This is a genomic window from Listeria fleischmannii subsp. fleischmannii LU2006-1 (assembly GCF_000344175.1).
Taxonomy (GTDB): domain Bacteria; phylum Bacillota; class Bacilli; order Lactobacillales; family Listeriaceae; genus Listeria; species Listeria fleischmannii.
Genome location: NZ_ALWW01000050.1, coordinates 1 through 19,377 on the forward strand (window position 1 = coordinate 1; position 19,377 = coordinate 19,377).

Genomic DNA, 19,377 nt, shown 5'->3' on the forward strand with positions numbered 1-19,377 from the left:
GTGAAACTTGAAATAACAGATTACTTTACTGTAAGCTTAACATTATTTTTTTAAAATTTAGTCTGTTGTATTTTTTGTGAACTTTTTGTACAAAACTTTGTTCAAACTTTTAACTTCGCTCGACTATCTGATACAATAACTAGTAAGACAATTGATATAGGAGATTTGAAAGGATGGAAAAAAACGTGATTGTACTTGCAGGAATGATTGGCGCTGGTAAAAGTAGTTATACAGAACTGATTTCAAAGGAATTAGGTTCAAAAGCTTTTTACGAAAGCATTCAAGATAATCGTATTCTTGAACTTTTTTATAAGGAACCGAAACGTTGGGCTTTTGCACTTCAAATTTATTTTTTAAATACACGTTTTCGTAGCATTAAACAAGCCCTTTTGGATCAAAATAATGTTTTAGACAGAAGTATTTATGAAGACGCCCTTTTTACACAAATTAATTTTGAAGAAGGTAATATTTCCGAACCTGAGATGGATACTTATCTCGATTTACTTGATAACATGATGGAAGAAATCGATAACCCTTCCGAAAAAATACACCTGATTTACTGATTTATTTGCGAGGAAGCTTAGAGACTGTTTTAAAACGAATTAAAATGCGCGGTCGTCCTTATGAACAAATTCATTTAAATCCCGGTTTACTGGATTACTATACCACTTTACACAGTCGTTATGATGACTGGTTTACTTCTTATCATCATAGTGACACACTTGTTATTAATATTGATGAGATAGACATTCATAACGAAGAGGATGCACGTATATTAATGCTTCAGATTCGAAAAAAATTAAAGGAAGTAAGGCATTAATAGTAAAAACCCAAAAGATATACAGTATCTTTTGGGTTTTTTTTGGTTGATTGATTAATTGATTTCCCCTACTTCTCGCTTTTGTTTTAAAATCAAAAATGTCGCATTGATTTCCCCGCCAATCATTAAAATAATACCTGTAAAGTAAAACCAAAGCATTAAGATGATGATAACACCGATACTTCCATAAGTTGCAGAATAGTTAGCAAAGTTATTAACATAAAATGCGAAAGCCATTGATGTAAGCGACCAACCAACTGTTGAAAAGAGCGCTCCCGGTAAAATTTTAAATAAATGATTGCGTTTTGCTGGTGCGACCCAATATAAAAACGTAAATACAACAAAAATGACAATGACTGTAATTAGCCAACGAATATTATTCCAAAAATCAAGAACTTCAGGTGAAGCATGAAGATGATCAAAAATAAATAAACCAATTTGTTGTCCAAATACTAGCAAAATAAGCGTAAGTGCTACTGTTGCAAGCATGGCAAGTGTAAAAACCATCGAGACAAATCGCTTAATAAAATAATTCCGTCTATCTGTTACGCTATACGCTTTATTTAAAGCTTTTGTAACAGCATTCATACCATTTGAGGCAGACCAAAGTGTCCCAATAATCCCTATTGAAAGGAGCCCACCATTTCGGTTTGATAATAGCGAATCAAGATTACTTTCCAAAAAGTTAATGATTTCTTTAGGCGCAAATTCTTGAATTAAATTAAAAACCGCATCACGGTCAATATTTAAATATCCTAGTAATGTAGCTGCAATGAGTAGCATCGGAAAAATGGAAAAGAGCATGTAATAAGCAAGCTGTGACGCGCTTCCTGAGACATCATTTTTGCCAAAACGCTCCATAATAATACGAACAAAACGATAAAAAGGATGTCTTGTTAATTTTTTAAGCACGAAAAATCCTCCCTTCCGACTAATTTCTGTGTTTCCCCACTTCTTGCCCTTTGAAACTCGCACACCATATTATTTTATGATAAAATGCATATAATTACGAGTAAAAAGGGGCACGGTAGGATGAATTTAAAAAATCCCTCTCAAGAAAATGTGGATTTTATGTTGACTGAGATTACATCTAAATTAAAAATGGTCAATAGTGGTGTTTTTGAAAATTTAAAACTGGACCAAATACATTATGATAACTTACTTGATTTATATTCACTTATTCACCGCAAAAAATTAATTAGTCCAAGTGAAATGCAATTGTTTGCTGAAGAATTAAGTCTCATTCGTGTTTAAATAGTTTTCGGCAAAATCAATGATTTCTTTTAAATTAAATATTTTAGACGGGGCAAGCGCAATTTCTTTTTTGTGGTTGCCTTTTTCTTGTTCAAAAGTCTCACCAATTTTTAAGAACAGCTCACTGTTATATTCTTTTTCTTCAAACGTTTGAATCACTCGTTTTCCGTCTTTTAGCAAGGCGGCTTTCCCTAACTTATTTTTAACTTTTGTAGAACGTTCTTCTGCTAAGTGAAGGGATGTATTGGAATCGTTATCGACGCCAAATAAAACGATTTGACTGTCTTTAATTTGATACAGTTTACCTAAAGGGGAATTTTCTCCAAAACCATGCTCTAAAGAATGGTCTTGTAAGATTTCCTCTGCCTTTTTGCCCCAAGCTGTAAAGGAGTAAAAGGGGTGATTGCTACGACATACATCTGGGAGCGCACGAAATGTTTCAGCAATGACACCCATTTTATAGCTTGGTGTCCGTTCTTTATCGAAAATAGGCATTGTCGCACGTATTTCTTCCCACCAAGCTTTTGGTACGGGGGATTTTCCCAGTTTTCCGGATCAGTTAAACCACCTGTTTGTGCAGGCATTACAATCGTTCCATTTTTAGTCACAACGCTTTGAAGGGCATCAATAACTGTGATAGCTCCCCCGCAAATCCAGCCCGCTTGTGACATGGAAGCATGAAAAATAATGGTATCCCCTTCTTTTAAGCCTGCTTTTTTTAGTTCATTTATAAGACGACTTTTAGTATATGGCTTTTCCGTTCGCCAAATAGTCAGTTTTTCCCCCATTTCTTTCCCTTCTTTCTAAAAAAACTGCAACAAATAGTTTGCTGCAGTTTCGCATTTTAGTCGTTTTCGCCTTGATATGTGAGAATTTCTGGACCATCTTTAGTTATGGCAATGGTGTGCTCGTACTGCGCGGATAATGAACCATCTACTGTTCTGGCAGTCCATCCGTTATCATCCATCTTCGCACGCCAATCCCCTATATTGACCATGGGTTCAATCGTAATAACCATCCCTTCTTTTAAACGTGGGCCTTTGCCAGGCTCTCCGTAATGAGGCACTTCTGGTTTTTCATGTAATGTGGGACCTACACCGTGGCCGATAAAATCTCGAACGACACTAAGATTTTCTCCTTCCACATAGGTTTGAATTGCATGGCCGATATCTCCAATACGATTGCCTACTTTCGCTTGTGCAATACCTAGATAAAGGGCTTTTCGCGTGACATCCATGAGATGCTTCACTTCTTCACTCACTTCTCCGACTGCATATGTCCATGCAGAATCCGCAAGTGCTCCGTGGTAATTCACAACCATATCCACTGTCACGATATCCCCTTCTTTTAAAGCTGTTTTTCGCGGGAAACCATGACATATTTCGTCATTTATACTAGCGCAAGTCGCAAATTCATATCCTTCAAAACCTTTTTGCTCAGGAGTTGCTCCTTGACTCTTTAAAAATTTTTCTGTAAACACTTCAATATCCCAAGTTGTAATACCTGGTTTAATCATTTTAGCGATTTCTTGATGTGTTGCGACTAAAATTTCACCAGCACGTTTCATTTCATCGATTTCGCGACGTGATTTAAGCGTAATCATGTGATTAGTTCATCCTCTCTAAAAAATTCCACTATCTACTATTATAACCTTCTGTGCGCATAAAATAAAGTATTCCACAAAAAAGGTTGCACAATTCGTTTGAACATTTATAATAGAAGTATTGGTGAATACATTATCAAGCTATCCATTTATTACTTTTTGAATAGCTTTTCACAAATTTATCAGAAAATGGTGGTTAAAAGATGGCAAAAGTGATGATTGTTTATGCAAGTATGACGGGGAACACGCAAGAAATTGCAGACATCTTAGGTGAGGAATTAGAAAAATACGATATCGAAGTAGAAATTGAAGAGTGTATCAATGTAGAACCAGAAGATTTACTCGATTACGACGGTGCTCTTATCGGCGGATATACTTACGATGATGGACAACTTCCAGATGAGTTTGTTGATTTTTATGAAGATATGGCGGAAGTTGATTTTTCAGGTAAAGTATGTGCTTCATTTGGTTCTGGAGATACCTTTTATGATGAGTTTTGTTTAACGGTTGACCTTGTGGAAACACGTTTAAAAGAGCAAGGAGCTACGGTTCCAGTTGCTGGATTAAAAGTCGATCTTGACCCAGATGAGGATGACGTAGAACGTGCAGAAGCTTATGCTAAAACGTATGTTGACACGTTGTTAAAATAAGTCTTAAATAATTCAAAAACACACCCTTTTCTCCATTTGAAAAGGGTGTGTTTTTTTGTTTGAAAATGAAACTTTTACGATTTTGATTTTCCGTCTTTAAAAGAAGGAATAAATATAAATAAAGCTAATATAATACAAACGGCGCATGTAACTGGACGGATGAACAAAATCGAATTATAGCCTGGTTCAGCAAAAAAACCGACAAAGGCAAGTATCCCCCAAATCATCACGGCGATTAAACGAAAATAACGATTTTGTTTCCCAAACAAATAAAGAAAGCTTGCTACAATCATTAAGGCTGAACAGATATAGCCAAACCTGTCCATGTCTTCCGATGATACGCTAAAAATATTAACTAAAACAATATCTTGCGTGTTCAGTTGAAAAACAAGTCCTATTATGGCTACGAAAAATGATAGTAATACAATAAAAATTCTCATAGCATCTCCATCTTCTTTTAGTCACATTATACCAATTTTGACTATAAAAATAATCGATTTCAATAAAAGTTCGAAATATTGTCAAATTTATTCTTTATATTTGTTTTTTTATGTAAATTTTACTTATGATTAATAAAAAGGAGGGATGATGATGGCAAAAACAACAGAAACAACGCCTAAAACAAATAAAACCAAAAAACCGGTTCCCGTTAAACTTATTGTTAGTGCTATTTTAGTTATCTTTATTATTATTTTTGCAGCTGTTAATGCGGAAAAGGTTCGTGTCAATTTTATATTTATGCATGTTGAAATGCCTCTAGTGCTCGTTATTTTATTTTCTACATTAATTGGTGCTTTAATTATGTTTGGCTTTAGTTACTTTAGAAAAAAATGACGGAGATTGTCGTGTAGTCTACTTCTGAAACCTGTACAAATGAATTTGTGCAGGTTTTTTATTGCCCAAACATTGCTTTCAAAGCGGTTTTAAGCTACTATTATCTTATTGATAAAAGATAGGTGTGATAAATTATGGCAAAATTCAATGAAAAGTTAGACAAATATGCTGAACTAATCGTTAAGGTTGGCGTGAATGTTCAGCCAAATCAAAAAGTTGTGATTGCTTCAAGTATTGAATCAGCTCCTCTGACTCGACTTATTACAAAGCATGCATTCCAAGTGGGTGCACTAGACGTGATTGTCAATTGGGCAGATGAAGGTATCACGCTAGAACGTTATAAAGAGGCGCCTCTTTCGGTATTTGAAACAGCTCCAAAATATCGTGTTGAGGAAAGAACGGAACTTGCAAAAGAAAATGCTTGTTTTATTTCAATCGTTTCAGAAGATCCTGACTTATTAAAGGGTGTTTCTGGCGAGAAAATTGCAGCAAATCAAAAAGCAATGGGTCAAGCACTTACTGAATTTCGTGAGTTAACAATGTCGAATACCATTAGCTGGACGGTTGTTGCGGCTGCCTCAATTGGCTGGGCTCAAAAAGTGTTTCCTGATTTACCACTTGAAAAACAAGTGCCTACACTTTGGGAAACGATTTTTGAAACAACTCGAATCAATACGGATAATCCTATTGAAACGTGGAAAAATCACGATGCTACTTTAAATGCTAAAGCGAATGAATTAAATGGAAAACAATTTAAAACGCTCCATTATACAGCTCCTGGAACTGACCTTTATATTGGATTACCTGAGGATCATGTTTGGGTTGGTGCTGGTAGCTATAATGCAAAAGGACATGAATTTATGGCCAATATGCCAACGGAAGAAGTTTTCTGTTGTGCCGAAAAAACGAGCGTTCAAGGTTATGTTTCTAGTACAAAACCGTTAAGTTATTCTGGAAATGTAATTGATAATTTTAAACTGACTTTTGAAAATGGTAGAATCTCAAATGTCGAGGCGGAAAAAGGGAAAGAAATTTTACAAGACTTAGTGAATACAGATGAAGGATCTCATTATCTCGGTGAGGTGGCGCTTGTTCCAGATCCGTCTCCTATTTCACAAAGCGGTATTTTATTTTATAATACGTTATTTGATGAAAATGCTTCGAACCACTTAGCTATTGGAAGCGCCTATGCGTTTAATATTAAAAATGGCGAGAATATGAGTCGCGCTGAACTTGATGCACGTGGTGTTAATACAAGTTTGACACATGTTGATTTCATGATTGGTTCTGACAAGATGAACATTGATGGCATTACGAAATCAGGCGAAACGATTCCTGTTTTCCGTAATGGCGACTGGGCATTTTAAATTTTTTACGTATAAACATATACCGCGTGAGCTCCCTCCTTTTCTAAACGTCTTGGAGGGGCTTCTTTTATTTAAACAAAGAGAGAAGGTATATGATGAAATTTTCCACTTGGGATATAAATTTAAAAGTACGACTTTTCGGGGAGGCACTTCTTGATATTTCTTTTTGGACGGTGTTTCCCTTTTTAACACTTTATTTTTCGGATGAAATTGGGCGACAATTGACGAGCTTACTTCTGATTATCTCACAATTTCTGGCGGTCATTACTGCTTTATTAGGTGGATATTTTGCGGATGTTTACGGGCGAAAAAGAATGATGAGTATTTCGGTTGTTGGTGAAGGAATTGGCTTTTTAATTTTTGCTATTGGGGCCCTTCCTTTTATACAATCTCCTTATCTAAGCTTTTTTGGCTTTACGATTGCAAGTATTTTTATGGCATTTTATCAACCTGCCAGTCAAGCGATGATTGCAGATGTTGTGAAACCAGAACACCGGAGCCACGTATATTCTGTTTTTTATATGATGATTAATATTGCGGTTGTCATCGGGCCGATTATCGGTGCTGTTGTGTTCCATGATTTCACAGTTGAAACGCTGCTTGCGATTACTTTTTTTGATATCGTTCTGCTCTTTCTTTTGCAAAAATTTGGTCACGAAACGGCGCCGCTCGCGCTAAACCCAGAACTTCGAAAAGAACAAGCGAACAAAAATCTAGGGACCGTTTTACTTGAACAAGTTAAAAACTACCAATTAATTTTTAAAGATAAAATATTTTTCTTATATATTTTAGCTGGTATCATTATTTCGCAGTCGTTTATGCAACTTGATTTATTGTTCCCTCTCTTTATTAAAGAAGAAATTGGTACCTCTCAGTTCCTTGGCATGACGCTTAGTGGCGAAGAGTTATTCGGCATTATTGTTTCCATCAACGGTTTTTGTGTAGCGGCTTTAACGGTCTTTATGACAAGATGGATGACGCGCTATAACGAAAAATATGTTTTCATGAATTCTTCTTTTTTATATGGCATTGCAATTATGCTTTTTGCTCTTTCAACGGGGGCACTAAGCGCCATTTTCGCTATTATTTTGTTTAGCTTCGCGGAATTAATGACTGTTGGTATCCAACAAAATTTTGTTTCGAAATTGGCACCGGAAGATAAACGAGCGATGTATTTTTCGGCAGCCGGTCTTCGCTATACGCTCGGTAAGGTTATTGCACCATTAGCGATTACACTTGCCACACTTATTGGCTACTTTAATACTTTTACTGTGATTGCAGTTTTAGCTTGTATTAGTGGTATTCTTTATTACATGATGTATATTCAATATGAAAAGTCGCATACTTAAGCGTGTCATGATTGCCGGGATTTAAACGGTGGTCTAGACACGTTTTTTTATTACAGAGATTACGGTTGATTTACTTTCTTCAAAAGAATAAAATGTTCTGATTAACTTTTCTTATCATAATGGTTTATTCTGTACTTGTTGTGCTAAAAAGTTTTATACTGTTTCATAAGGCCTTTTGTGCTTAGAATTATTGTTAAAAGAAAGTTAGGTGTTAGAATGTTTGGGAGTACGACGATTGGTATTGATTTAGGCACAGCAAATATCCTAGTCTACAGTAAATCAAAGGGAATTATTTTAAATGAACCTTCTGTTGTAGCAATGGATGCACATACAAAAGACGTTTTAGCGATTGGAACTGAAGCGAAAAATATGATTGGTAAAACCCCTGCTTCGATTGTAGCGATTAGACCAATGCGTGATGGTGTTATTGCAGATTTTGATATTACGAGCGGACTTCTTCGCGAAATCATGCGCCGTATAAATGCTTCTGGGGGCGGATTTAAAAAGCCGAAAGTTGTTGTTTGTACGCCAACAGGTGCGACATCTGTTGAGCGACGTGCGATTTCTGATGCGGTGAGTTCAATGGGTGCTCGTTCGGTTGTATTAATTGAAGAACCAGTTGCTGCTGCGATTGGCGCTGAACTTCCTGTTGATGAACCTATTGCGAATACGATTGTTGATATTGGCGGCGGCACAACAGAAATTGCGATTATTTCTTATGGGGGCGTCGTTTCAAGTACGTCGATTCGCACTGGTGGCGATCATATTGATGAAGAAATTATTGCTTATATTCGCAAAATGTATAATGTTTTAATTGGTGAATCTACAGCAGAACGCATTAAGATGGAGCTTGGATATGCGCCTATTCCACATGCGGAAGCGACAATGGAAATTCGTGGTCGAGACTTACTTACTGGTTTACCAAAAGTTGTGACAATCTCTTCTAATGAAATTCAAGATGCCATTTCGGAATTGTTAAATCGCGTTTTAGAAGCAATTCGTTTAACGCTTGAAAAATGTCCTGCGGAACTAAGTGGTGATATTGTGGACCGAGGAATTATTTTAACTGGCGGCGGAGCGCTCATTCACGGGTTACAAGAATGGCTAACGAGCCAAATCGATGTTCCAGTACATATGGCACCGAATCCTATGGAATCTGTTGCAATAGGCACAGGAAAATCATTAGAATATATTGAAAAGCTAGATAAACTATCTGGAAAATAATAGATAGTGTGTTAATGATGAAAAACGTGACCACCTTTTAACTTTAAAAGGTGGTCACGTTTTTCATTTCTTGAAATGTTTTTCGTAGTTTGGTAGAATTAATTCGTTAGGCTTTTGTCCTGGTAGCTCAGTAGGATAGAGCAACAGCCTCCTAAGCTGTGGGTCGGGGGTTCAATTCCCTCTCAGGACGTTGTTTAAAATAAAAAGCTGTCTGCAAAATGCAGACAGCTTTTTTATGGTTATTTTTCGACTAAACGGAAATGTTGCCACGGGAGAATGTTTTGCAGTAAATAACGTTCTTCTGGAACGACACGGGCCACAATATTTGTATTGCCGGAGTTTTCCATTTCTTGTAGAGCAATTTGCATTTCGCCTTTGTAGCGCTCGTAGCCGTTATTGTCGATTGTCACATCGCCTAAAGCTAATTTTTCCGTATCATGAGGAGGGAAATCATGTTGTTTAAAGTTTACTCGAGTCATTGTGGAGCGGATAACGTAAGCGGAAACGTCACCACGGTTGAAATGTTTTTGTGTTAGGACGATTTCTTTCTCCACATCGGTTGTTCCAGGTAAAAATTCCACTGCGATTTGTAATTCATTGCGGTTCAAATTACCAAGTGCTTTTAATTCTTCTTCTGAGGCAAACATGTTTCCAATGATGACGTCATCAATGAGACCTGTGTTCCATAAATCTTTTGCTTGAACACTAATATCAACCCCGCGATGTTCTTCGATTGTTGGTAAGCCCCCATCTACTACGAACCACGGACCATATTCACCACTATTAGAAGAAACAAAAGCGGCTGTTCGTAAATTTAAATCCTTAAACTGCTTACTTGTCCGTAAAAAGTGTTCACGTGAAAGGGCTGTATAGCGACGCGGGTAGAAGTTGTGACAGCCAATAATATTTTCGACGTTTGCTTTATAGGATAAAATATTTTCAACGTAACGCGTACCATTACTGATATTTAATTCGATTTTTAAATCATTGTCATCGAAGCTCATGGCCGCTTCCTCAGCGCCTGAAAATCCTAAGTCTAAGCGTAGACCAGAAAGTCCGATTTCTTTAAAACGATCAAGCTCTTGGTACGTAATATTGAGCGATTCAAATACGGTTGGATCTACATCTGCAATGACTTCGTAGCCTAATTCATTGGCGCGTTTACAAATGGTTTCAAGTTTCGCGAATTCTTCTTTGTCATTCGCAGAAATTAAACAAGTAAATATGCGACTAAATCCGTATTTTGCTGCTGTTTCAATATATTTTAACGATTCCTCTAGCGCTACATGTTGCGGGAAAACTGAAATACCTAACTTTCTCATTTACAAAAACCCCTATCTATGATTATTTGGCACGATATAATTCGACGATTTCTTTCGCTAAATCTTTAAACGTGATGGCATTCATAAGATGGTCTTGTGCGTGCACAAGTAAAAGGGATACTTCTGTTTTTTCACCACGTGCTTCCCCTTGGATTAAAGCCGTTTGTGAGTGATGCGCTTCGAGTAAAGCTTCCTCCGCCAATTTGATTTGTTCATCGGCTTTTTCAAAATCACCTTTTTTAGCGGCATCAATCGCTAGCATGGCATCACTTTTTGCATTACCTCCAAAAACGATTAGCCCCATAATTGTTTGTTCTAATTCCATTCTCTACACATCCTTTTCTTTAGTTATCCGCTTGCATCATGTTAATTGCTTGATTTAATACTTTATCCCCGTCCATGGTTCCAAAGTCAATACTATCAATAATTTCCACTGGTATGCCTTGCGGTTCTAATTTTCTTTTTAGATTTTTTGCTAAAAAACGAACTTGTGGGGCGAGTAAAACAGCATCTGTATTTTGAACATGTTTATGAACATCAGCTTCTGCAACAGCCAGTACTTCTGTATCAAGACCACGCTTTGAACTTGCTTCCAGCATTTTTTTGACAAGAAGACTACTTGACATTCCCGCCGAACAAATAAGCATAATTTTTTTCATTTTAACCCTCCAAAATCGAAGTTTAGCAATCTTGCTGTATTAAAATGCAAGTTTCATGCCAACTTCATTGTAATGAAACACCTTTTTATCCGCTTCTACGCTTACACAAAAACAGAGTAAGTGTGTAGCTTTATACACACTTACTCTGCGCACCATTAATCAGTAGCTCCAACTCGGTTGGCAAGCATCATTTGTGTGAGATATGCGATTTCTGATTGTGGAATGGTAATATCATATTCTCGTTCCACATTTTCCATCATTTGTTGTGTGACTTGCATTTCTACCATATGATTTTTGGCAAATTCATTAAAATCCGGGAATTCTCGGTCCACAGCACCAAGTCGCATGCGTTCAATTAGGAAAGCTAAATGTAAAATCATGCCTATATCAACGCCCGGCTCCAAAATTAAATTAAGTTGAATTTGTAACTCTGAAATAATTTTTCGTAAAAAGTAAACTAATTCTTCGGCAGAATCGACCGCAGTTAAATTTCCGTTTAAGGAAGCGATTAATTTTTCATAAGGGACCTCATCATTTAAAATACGTTTAATAATATCTATGCCGCCGTCTGAGAATACTTCTAGCGCGCTGAAAAATGGAATATCGCGATACTGGAATTCAACGGATCCCATGATGGCTAAAATATTGTATTCTTCCATTAACTGATCTATGCGCTCACGAAAGGCTTCTTTATGCAGAAATTGTAATACGATAATTTCTACTTTTGACTGATCAATTAGTGGTTCTACTCGGGCGCGGAGCTGTTCGGCGACGCCCTCACCCGTAAAGCAGGTGAAAATAACTGCATTTTTAGCAGGCTTAGCTCGTAAGATTTGAGCTTTATATTTATTTTCAAACAGTTGTTGACAGCTTTGGTAAATATCTTCTAGTCCCCTGCCGAGAGAAGCTTTTCGGATGGCCTCCAATACAACCGGCGTGCTTGCCATCGTGACAGTTTTAGTCCGAATGCCGAGTTCTTCGGTTAGCATATTTCCAAATGAAGCGAGAGAACCCATATCGGATAAAATAAGGACGCCTTTTTGGGGATTAAGTTTAACGACACGTTTTTTCACATTTTCATACATCGTTTTTACTTCCATTGAAAGTGGCATATCCATTGCGGTTCCGCTTTCAATACTTAGTAATTCCTGTACCGTTTCCACCATACTCGTTGCGGTCGAACGTCCGTGCATCAAGACTAGTACTTCCACTTGTGACTCACTGACAAACATGGATTCCACGACTTCTTCGGTTAAAAACATGGTTAAAAATCCGATTTCATCAAATGGGATTTCAATGCCTAGTTCCTGCTCAATCATGGCTGAAATATCAATGGCCACCTGAAACTCTTTTGGATATTTTTTGCGAACGTTATTTAAATCAGGGTGGATAATATGTTTTTGTTCACGAATTCGTTCGATTGTACTTTGGAGATGAAGCGAAAACGCAAAACGCATTTTATCATTGTATTTTCTCTCTAAGCGTTTAGAGGCCATTTCATAAACGCGCTCTGTAAGCGACCAAATCGCTGGGTCAATAATTTCTTTTGCGGTTTGTTGGGTGGGCAGTTGCACCATATAATCATGAAAATACTGATCCACATCCACATAAAGCGCTTCTTCAAGCTCCGTTTGATTTTTCCCTTCTTTAATCAGTTCATCAGCCCGCTCCTGAATGGCCTGATAGACATCATTTACATCCGTCAATTTTTTCGAGCTTTCTTCACTTAAATCCGCAAATTTAAAAATCGTTTTGTTCACATCAATGAGTCGATTTAACTTTTCAGGCTCATCTTTCATGTGCAAGAGCCCTTTTTGGACATGAATTGGTAAATCATCTTGTTCGATTAAAATGTAGTTCGTCGCCTTCGTTTTATAATGTAAAAACGCTTTCGCACACGCCAATTTTAAATCCCGTTGCAATTGCCCCACATTCGCACTTGCGTGGTAAAGTAAAAAGGCAATTAACGCTTGGCGGTGGACACGTATCGGTTGATTAAGACGATTCGCTTCTTGTTTTAAGAAAAATTCAATGAGCTGATACCGTTCTTCTAAATTACGTTCAGAAAGCGATGGTAACGTAATGGTCATTGGAATTCTTCGTGTAAAAGTCTCTAGTAAAAAATTATCTGGTGACTCTGTTGTAGCTCCAATAATTTGCACTTGTGCGTTGTGTACTTTGGAACTTTCACCGAGCGGACGATATTCGCCTTTATCAATAAACGTAAAAAGCATTTCCTGACCTTCAGGAGGTAAGCGGTGAATTTCATCAAGGAAAAGAATACCGCCATCCGCTTTAGACAGCAAACCAGAACGTGTTTCCTCAGCTCCTGTATAGGCTCCTTTTACAACACCGAAAATATGGCCAAATAAAAGTTGCGGATTTTGTGCATAGTCCGCACAGTTAAAAGAAACAAATGGAGCTGTTCTAGGAATAATCGCGGACTCTTTTGCAAAATGATACATACATTCCGCAAAAAGAGATTTACCAGTACCCGTTTTTCCTAAAATGAGTGTATGCAAACCGTGAGGCGGATATAAAATAGCAGCTTTCGCTTGTTGAATGCTTACTTTTAAACTATCACTTGAGCCAATAAGACGATCAAAGGCACTTTTTTCATTTTGTACGGATTTTACCTCTTCCTCTATTTTGACTGCTTGATAAAAAACTGGCTTTCCAGGTAATTTTTCAATTTTATTTTCTTTAAACAGGTCATTCAAGTATCGACTGGCATTAGCCCGGTCCATACCTAGCTCATTTGCAACATCGCCAGCTGAAACTTTTTGATTCATCGCATTTAAAAATTTTAATACTTCATCTTTTCTACTTGACATGCCCTCGCTCCTTTAAAACTCATTCATCCTCATTATACTCGTTTTTGTAAGCGCCTTTCAAGATGCTATAAAAAGGAATTTGGAATTTATTTTTTCTTTGGCGCAGCACCAGACATAAGTTTTCCTTTATAAAAACGAACAAGTTCGCCTGTTTGATCCATTTCTTTTAAGTACTGTTTCAGTGTGCGCGTTTCTCGTTCATTCACAAAACTGATAACGGTTCCTTTTTTCCCCATCCTGCCTGTACGTCCAGAACGGTGTACATACTCTTTTTCGGTTTTGGCTAGGTCATAATGAATCACATATGGCAAGTCTTGAATATCTAATCCCCTCGCAGCTACATCGGTTACGATAAGAAAATTTAATTGCCCTTTTTTAAAATCTTGCAAGGTTTTTTTTCGTACATCGCGGCGAATATCTCCATGAATTCCGGCTGCCTTTACCCCGTCATAGGCAAGTTTTTCTAACAAAATATCCATTCTTGGCTTATCGCGAACAAATACAAGCGCTCTCATTCCTGAAACATGCTCAAGTCGTCTAATAAGTGTCGCTTTATCGCGATTTTCCACTTCCATATACAGATGCTCCACATTTTCAGTAGCGCGCGTTTTCGGTGTGACTTCAATCACTTGTGGTTTTTTCTCTGTCTGTCTAAAAAAGGGTTCCGTATCATCCAGTTTCGTTGCCGAAACAAGAACAAGTTGGCTGTCTCGCATGCTACTAGCTAAAATCTCTACAGTAGATTTAAAATTTTCTGCAAGAAGTAATTGATCAGCTTCATCCAGTGTAATGGTCTTCACTTCATGCATTTTAATTTTCTTTTGTTTAATTAATTCGAGGGCGCGTCCAGGTGAGGCGACAATAATTTGTGGCTTCTTTTTTAATTTTTCAATTTGCCGCTTCACATTTGCACCGCCGATAATGGGAAGCACTTTTATACCATCATCTATAATCCAAGTTTTAATTGTATCTGAAATTTGCATGACAAGTTCGTGGCTAGGTGCTAAAACGAGCCACTGCGTATGAGGTTTTGCTTCTATTTTTTCGAGAATAGGTAGTGTGTATGCCACTGTTTTTCCAGTTCCAGTAGGCGAAATGGCCATGATGTCTTCCCCATTTTGAAGTGGTTCATAAATTGCTTGTTGAATTTCAGTTGGCTCACCGTATTTTTGTTCCATCCATTTTTCCTGCCAAATTTTTTGCATCTCGTTCAACTCATTTCTAATTTATTCAATTAAGCTCATCATATCATAAAAAAAAAGGTAAAACCACATGGGCTCTACCTTTTTCTTCCTATAAAAAGCGTCTTAAAATGGTTTTGAGTGGTGGAAATTTAGCAATTCGATGCTCATCTTTTAATGTTTTACCTTCAAAACTTAAATAGCCCTTTGCCTCATCCCATAAAATTTTGCCGGGTAACGGGGCGGCATCTTTATCCACATGAACGTCCAGCAGTACAGGAACATCATCTGCTTTAGCCATTTGTAACGCTCGTACTAGCTCCTCGCGTGTTTCCACATGATAGCCTTTTCCGCCGCAATTTTCAGCAAAGCCAGCATAATCAATATCGGGCAAATCAATCGCATAATTTTCTTCCCCAGCTGCTTGTTGTTCGTATTTAATAAAGGAAAGTTCGGTGTTATTTAATAGAACAACAATCATCGGCATTTGATAATGTACCGCGGTGACAAAATCTTGCATGACCATAGAGAAACCGCCGTCTCCTGTAATCGCAATAACCTGTTTTTCAGGATAGGCTTTTTTAGCCGCAATGGCACCGGGAAGAGCACAACCCATTGTTCCAAGCCAAGCGGATGTAATAAATTGGTTCTCGTTTCCAAGATGAAGATAGCGTGTACTCCAAACCGTTGAAGTCCCCACATCAATTGAATAAATGGTATCAGGCTGACTAATGTTTCGAATTTCTGCCATAACGGCTTCTGGCGCTAAAGGAACGTCAGCTTTTGCTTCGTCCTCCTCCATCCAAGACTGCCAATTTTTCATATTATCATGGCATGCTTTTAAAAAGCTTCGATTCTTCACTACAACATCGGCTTTATTCCATTCTGTTAAGCAGTCTTTCATATCTGCCACAATTTCAACATCTGCCGGGTAGCGATGGCTCATTTTCTCTTGTTCAATATCCACTTGAATGCAAGGTACCTTTTTGGAAGGTAAATAATCCACATAAGGATAATCGGTTCCAAGTAAGATGAGTAAATCCGTTTCCTGCATCGCTTCATACGCTGGTTTCGTCCCAATTTTACCGAGATTGCCGAGGAAGTTAGGATGACCATCCGGCACCATGCCTTTAGCAGGAAGCGTCACAATCATCGGAATTTCAAATTTCTCGGATAACTGAATAAGCTCCGTTTTTGCATTTTTAGCGCCAACGCCAGCTAGAATCACTGGTTTTCTTGCTTTTTCGATTAAATGAAGGCCTGATTTAACGTCTTCCATTGAAATTTGCGGCTTCACGCGTTTAAACGTACGTTCTTGTAAAACAGGCATCTTGACTTTTTCCATTAAAACGTCGTTTGGTATTGTAAGCACCGCTACGCCTTTTTTTTCATACGCCGTTTGAATCGCCTGATTTGCCACCTCAGAAATGGTGTCAGCAGATTCAACCAGTTTATTATATATGGCTACATCCGCAAATAAATTGGGTAAGTCGACTTCTTGAAAGAATTTCGTATTCGCTACGTCCGTTACAACTTGCCCTGCTAAAACGAGCATTGGAACATTATCCATTTTCGCATCATACATGCCGTTTAGCATATGAATGGCGCCTGGCCCTCCAATTGACAAGGCCACGCCCAATTTTCCCGTTAACTTTGCATAACTGGAAGCTGCTAGTGTGGCTACTTCCTCGTGTCGTACATGGATAAAGTCTATTTTTTCTTGTTCACTTCGTAGTGAGTCCACAACCGTGTCAATGGAATCTCCCGGAAGTCCGTAAACATGATCTACCCCCCAGTTTAGAAGTACCTGTACAAGCAAATCACTGCCTTTAATACTCATATCTTTCTCTCCTTTGTTCAGCCCTTAACGTACCATCTTATAAGCAGACTGTCTCTTTTTTTGGCACCTATTTTCTTTACCACACAAAAAAGGAAGTGAAACGTTGTTCACTTCCTTAAAATCGTAGACTAATTGACTGAACCGCCTCGGATAAGCGAGGTATAAATGATTTCATTTTCGGTTTCTGTATGTGTCAGTAGTTTGATGAGTTTTTCGGCTGCAACTGCTCCCCATTTATACTTCGAATAGTCAATTGTTGCGAGGCGGGGATTTAAATAGGCACCGACGTCTCGGTTATCAAAACCAATCATGCGTATGTCGCGTCCAATGACAAAGTCTTTTTTAGCCAAATAGCGATACATTCCGATGGCCATATTATCGTTCAGTGAAAAAACCGAAACAGGGTTTTTCCATTCGCGAACAATTTTTGCAGCTGCCATTTCTCCGGATGCTTCTTCAAAATCCCCTTCGATAACATGGACTTTCTCGCTATCGAAACGGGCAAGTTCGGTTAGTGCGGTATCAAATCGGATGTTGCCGTCAAATGAATCTTTTGGTCCTTTAATAACATAAAAATCGCCGCTAAACCCTTCTTTTAAGAAATCGACTGCCAGTGTTGCGCCTCCTTTGTTATCAAGGAGGACTTGGCGGATGTTGGGGTGCGTTAGTTCGCGGTCAAGCACAACCATTTTGTGCCCTCTATCCGCGTATTTTAAAATATCTTCTGTTTTAAATGTAGCGTCTAATATAATCGCGCCATCAATCATTTTTTCCGGTAAAAAACGCTGCGATTTTTCCCCACTAAGGGCAATTAACTCATAATCTAATTTACGAAGGGTTTCCGTTAGTCCATCTAAAAGCGGGCCATAAAAGGCGCCACCGTAATTTGCTAAATAGGCCCCGATAATTTTAGTTTCGCGTGTCTTTAAAGTACGCGCCGCCATGTTCGGCACATAGTTTAAATCATTCGCAATTGTTAAAATGCGTTTTCGCGTTTTTTCCGTTACCTTCGAACTTCCGTTAAGCGCATAGGAAACGGTGGATATGGAAACGCCTGCTTTTTTCGCAATGTCTTTAATTCCTACCAAGTAACTCGCTTCCTTTCCGCTTATTTTCTTATATTATACACAATTTCTTAAATACTGGTAAACAAAATTTCAAGTTCGTGCTGACCTTCCGGGATTTCCTCTTTCGGGATAAATAAAGCGCCCTCTCTGTAAGGATTAGGCAGTAGCTCACGCCGCGTCTTTCCTCCGAAGGTGATGCCTTTTGTTTCACTTCTTTTAAAAGTGACATGTAACATACGTCCTGATAGTTCTATGTTTACACTTAAGCCGTCTAATTCCCGTGGTAAAATCGGGTCAAACTCAAAATACGTTTTTGTTTCACGTATACCTAAAACGGAGCGAATCAATTGGTTTAAGTAGATACCCGGACCGCTTGAATAAATACGCCAGCCGCCTTTTACAGGAATACTCCCTTTTTTCACAAGTGAAAAGTCATCTTGTGCAGCGTAGCGGTCAAGAAAAGCCGCATCTGAACTACTAAAATACGTATTACTTTGGCGCGTAGCTGCGTTTTTCACAACTTCACTAATTTGAATGGGATTAATCACATCCAGCATATGCGCGGCACGATCATCGCCAATTTTCGCAAGGGATTCGATATAACGAATATGGGCATGAACATACTGGAGACCAACCTCACGTCCAAAGTTCGCCGCTTGCTCTGCACGTTTAAAGTGTTTGCTAACGCCACCAGCATAATGTGCAGGGGCACTCATGAGACGAACCCCGTCTGGATGAAGTAAATGCTCTTCAATAATATTGAAATTTTTCTTACGCTGTTTATCACTTACAAGTTCAGCAATTACGCTTCTTGTAAGCGGAATAAGACGATAATCAATTTTGGTTTCTTTATCTTTTGGATGAATCATAAATTCTGCTGTGTGTTCATCTTTCATATAAATAAAACCAGGAATCACATCTGTATCTTGTAACATATACGTTTTTAAAATCTTCTTGAATGGCGCTAGCAAGTATTTCGTACCTGGCTCCTTCTGGCATTTCTTTTCCAAGTGCGGTCATTCTTGATAGTTAAAGCGACTCGTCAGCCTCGGTTATACCATTCGTTTTTTCAGCTCGTTTATTAGCCGGTTGAAGTGTATCGTCCCAATCGCCATCGCCGTAATTGGAAAGTGCGTCCCTTTCATAAAGCGTTCATTCAAGTGTACAAGCTCTTTGATATTGGGCTTTTAATGTTTTCTTTTTGGTCTGTTATAACTTTTCGTTGTCACCGAAATATACGGGATGCTTTCTTCCAAAATGCTTGTATCTCCTGAATAATGGAGGTAATCACCCGACCATTTTAASTGGCCATACGAGTAACATCGCCGTGACCATTCTCTTGAGCTAATATTTTCTATTTATCAACATGAACA

17 protein-coding genes, 1 tRNA gene and 2 pseudogenes are annotated in these 19,377 nt (G+C 38.1%); 8 read left to right on the plus strand and 12 right to left on the minus strand.

Going from position 1 to position 19,377, the window contains the following annotated elements; genetic code table 11:
* The first annotated feature begins 173 nt into the window (after positions 1-173).
* Positions 174-820 (plus strand): annotated as a pseudogene (locus tag LFLEISCH_RS12425) (deoxynucleoside kinase).
* A 54-nt stretch (positions 821-874) separates the two neighbouring features.
* On the opposite strand, the gene LFLEISCH_RS12430 reads toward LFLEISCH_RS12425, so the two are convergent.
* Positions 875-1,732 (minus strand): YihY/virulence factor BrkB family protein, encoded by an 858-nt coding sequence (locus LFLEISCH_RS12430; protein WP_007477086.1) that lies wholly within the window; start codon positions 1,730-1,732, stop codon positions 875-877.
* Between the two features lie 120 nt (positions 1,733-1,852).
* Here LFLEISCH_RS12430 and LFLEISCH_RS12435 point away from each other — a divergent pair, with 120 nt between their 5' ends.
* Positions 1,853-2,074, plus strand: a complete 222-nt coding sequence (locus LFLEISCH_RS12435) for a DUF1128 family protein (RefSeq protein ID WP_007477088.1) — start codon at positions 1,853-1,855, stop codon at positions 2,072-2,074.
* Here the strand turns inward: LFLEISCH_RS12435 and LFLEISCH_RS12440 are convergent.
* Together LFLEISCH_RS12440 and map are read right to left on the minus strand one after the other, a co-directional pair.
* A pseudogene (locus LFLEISCH_RS12440) lies at positions 2,054-2,862 on the minus strand (AAC(3) family N-acetyltransferase). The gene LFLEISCH_RS12435 and the pseudogene LFLEISCH_RS12440 sit on opposite strands and share 21 nt — an antisense overlap.
* Positions 2,863-2,918: 56 nt before the next feature.
* Positions 2,919-3,677, minus strand: coding sequence for a type I methionyl aminopeptidase (gene map / locus LFLEISCH_RS12445; RefSeq protein WP_007477094.1), 759 nt, complete (start codon positions 3,675-3,677; stop codon positions 2,919-2,921).
* A 203-nt stretch (positions 3,678-3,880) separates the two neighbouring features.
* On the opposite strand from map, the gene LFLEISCH_RS12450 reads away from it, so the two are divergent.
* Positions 3,881-4,327 carry a flavodoxin gene (locus tag LFLEISCH_RS12450; RefSeq protein WP_007477096.1) on the plus strand — a complete coding sequence of 149 codons (447 nt, stop codon included), beginning with the start codon at positions 3,881-3,883 and terminating at the stop codon, positions 4,325-4,327.
* 74 nt (positions 4,328-4,401) lie between these two features.
* Here LFLEISCH_RS12450 and LFLEISCH_RS12455 read toward each other — a convergent pair whose 3' ends face one another.
* On the minus strand, positions 4,402-4,767 hold the full coding sequence (locus LFLEISCH_RS12455) for a hypothetical protein (protein WP_007477098.1): 366 nt from the start codon (positions 4,765-4,767) through the stop codon (positions 4,402-4,404).
* Positions 4,768-4,918: 151 nt separating this feature from the next.
* Here LFLEISCH_RS12455 and LFLEISCH_RS12460 point away from each other — a divergent pair, with 151 nt between their 5' ends.
* The 5 genes from LFLEISCH_RS12460 to LFLEISCH_RS12480 all read left to right on the plus strand — a co-directional run bounded on the left by LFLEISCH_RS12460 (position 4,919) and on the right by LFLEISCH_RS12480 (position 9,291).
* Complete coding sequence (locus tag LFLEISCH_RS12460) at positions 4,919-5,161, plus strand: lipopolysaccharide assembly protein LapA domain-containing protein (protein ID WP_007477100.1); 243 nt, start codon at positions 4,919-4,921, stop codon at positions 5,159-5,161.
* A 134-nt stretch (positions 5,162-5,295) separates the two neighbouring features.
* Positions 5,296-6,528, plus strand: a complete 1,233-nt coding sequence (locus LFLEISCH_RS12465; protein WP_007477101.1) for an aminopeptidase — start codon at positions 5,296-5,298, stop codon at positions 6,526-6,528.
* Between the two features lie 95 nt (positions 6,529-6,623).
* Entirely contained in the window at positions 6,624-7,877 is a 1,254-nt protein-coding gene (locus LFLEISCH_RS12470) for an MDR family MFS transporter (protein ID WP_007477103.1), read from the plus strand.
* A gap of 216 nt (positions 7,878-8,093) precedes the next feature.
* Entirely contained in the window at positions 8,094-9,101 is a 1,008-nt protein-coding gene (gene mreBH, locus LFLEISCH_RS12475) for a rod-share determining protein MreBH (RefSeq protein WP_007477105.1), read from the plus strand.
* A gap of 116 nt (positions 9,102-9,217) precedes the next feature.
* Positions 9,218-9,291 (plus strand) — tRNA-Arg (locus tag LFLEISCH_RS12480).
* Positions 9,292-9,340: 49 nt separating this feature from the next.
* Here the strand turns inward: LFLEISCH_RS12480 and LFLEISCH_RS12485 are convergent.
* From LFLEISCH_RS12485 to LFLEISCH_RS12520, 8 genes are all read right to left on the minus strand, one after another.
* Positions 9,341-10,423: a DUF871 domain-containing protein gene (locus tag LFLEISCH_RS12485; RefSeq protein ID WP_007477107.1), complete on the minus strand. Its 1,083-nt coding sequence runs from the start codon at positions 10,421-10,423 to the stop codon at positions 9,341-9,343.
* A 22-nt stretch (positions 10,424-10,445) separates the two neighbouring features.
* Positions 10,446-10,748, minus strand: a complete 303-nt coding sequence (locus tag LFLEISCH_RS12490) for a PTS sugar transporter subunit IIA (RefSeq protein ID WP_007477109.1) — start codon at positions 10,746-10,748, stop codon at positions 10,446-10,448.
* 19 nt (positions 10,749-10,767) lie between these two features.
* Positions 10,768-11,082, minus strand: a complete 315-nt coding sequence (locus LFLEISCH_RS12495; protein WP_007477111.1) for a PTS sugar transporter subunit IIB — start codon at positions 11,080-11,082, stop codon at positions 10,768-10,770.
* A 155-nt stretch (positions 11,083-11,237) separates the two neighbouring features.
* Entirely contained in the window at positions 11,238-13,916 is a 2,679-nt protein-coding gene (locus LFLEISCH_RS12500; RefSeq protein ID WP_007477113.1) for a sigma-54-dependent transcriptional regulator, read from the minus strand.
* A gap of 86 nt (positions 13,917-14,002) precedes the next feature.
* Positions 14,003-15,121, minus strand: coding sequence for a DEAD/DEAH box helicase (locus LFLEISCH_RS12505; protein WP_007477115.1), 1,119 nt, complete (start codon positions 15,119-15,121; stop codon positions 14,003-14,005).
* A gap of 88 nt (positions 15,122-15,209) precedes the next feature.
* Positions 15,210-16,937, minus strand: coding sequence for a pyruvate oxidase (locus tag LFLEISCH_RS12510; protein WP_007477117.1), 1,728 nt, complete (start codon positions 16,935-16,937; stop codon positions 15,210-15,212).
* Between the two features lie 128 nt (positions 16,938-17,065).
* The gene (locus LFLEISCH_RS12515; RefSeq protein WP_007477119.1) at positions 17,066-18,025 is read right to left on the minus strand and encodes a LacI family DNA-binding transcriptional regulator; all 960 of its coding nucleotides are present in this window, start codon (positions 18,023-18,025) and stop codon (positions 17,066-17,068) included.
* Between the two features lie 47 nt (positions 18,026-18,072).
* The gene (locus tag LFLEISCH_RS12520; protein WP_277619623.1) at positions 18,073-19,014 is read right to left on the minus strand and encodes a hypothetical protein; all 942 of its coding nucleotides are present in this window, start codon (positions 19,012-19,014) and stop codon (positions 18,073-18,075) included.
* Between the last annotated feature and the right edge of the window lie 363 nt (positions 19,015-19,377).

Coding starts and splice junctions, on each gene's coding strand:
- mreBH (WP_007477105.1), top strand. CDS start 8,094: ATGTTTGGGAGTACGACGATTGGTATTGATTTAGGCACAGCAAATATC.
- LFLEISCH_RS12465 (WP_007477101.1), top strand. CDS start 5,296: ATGGCAAAATTCAATGAAAAGTTAGACAAATATGCTGAACTAATCGTT.
- LFLEISCH_RS12505 (WP_007477115.1), bottom strand. CDS start 15,121: ATGCAAAAAATTTGGCAGGAAAAATGGATGGAACAAAAATACGGTGAG.
- LFLEISCH_RS12490 (WP_007477109.1), bottom strand. CDS start 10,748: ATGGAATTAGAACAAACAATTATGGGGCTAATCGTTTTTGGAGGTAAT.
- LFLEISCH_RS12460 (WP_007477100.1), top strand. CDS start 4,919: ATGGCAAAAACAACAGAAACAACGCCTAAAACAAATAAAACCAAAAAA.
- LFLEISCH_RS12470 (WP_007477103.1), top strand. CDS start 6,624: ATGAAATTTTCCACTTGGGATATAAATTTAAAAGTACGACTTTTCGGG.
- LFLEISCH_RS12435 (WP_007477088.1), top strand. CDS start 1,853: ATGAATTTAAAAAATCCCTCTCAAGAAAATGTGGATTTTATGTTGACT.
- LFLEISCH_RS12455 (WP_007477098.1), bottom strand. CDS start 4,767: ATGAGAATTTTTATTGTATTACTATCATTTTTCGTAGCCATAATAGGA.
- LFLEISCH_RS12510 (WP_007477117.1), bottom strand. CDS start 16,937: ATGAGTATTAAAGGCAGTGATTTGCTTGTACAGGTACTTCTAAACTGG.
- LFLEISCH_RS12495 (WP_007477111.1), bottom strand. CDS start 11,082: ATGAAAAAAATTATGCTTATTTGTTCGGCGGGAATGTCAAGTAGTCTT.
- LFLEISCH_RS12450 (WP_007477096.1), top strand. CDS start 3,881: ATGGCAAAAGTGATGATTGTTTATGCAAGTATGACGGGGAACACGCAA.
- LFLEISCH_RS12485 (WP_007477107.1), bottom strand. CDS start 10,423: ATGAGAAAGTTAGGTATTTCAGTTTTCCCGCAACATGTAGCGCTAGAG.
- map (WP_007477094.1), bottom strand. CDS start 3,677: ATGATTACGCTTAAATCACGTCGCGAAATCGATGAAATGAAACGTGCT.
- LFLEISCH_RS12500 (WP_007477113.1), bottom strand. CDS start 13,916: ATGTCAAGTAGAAAAGATGAAGTATTAAAATTTTTAAATGCGATGAAT.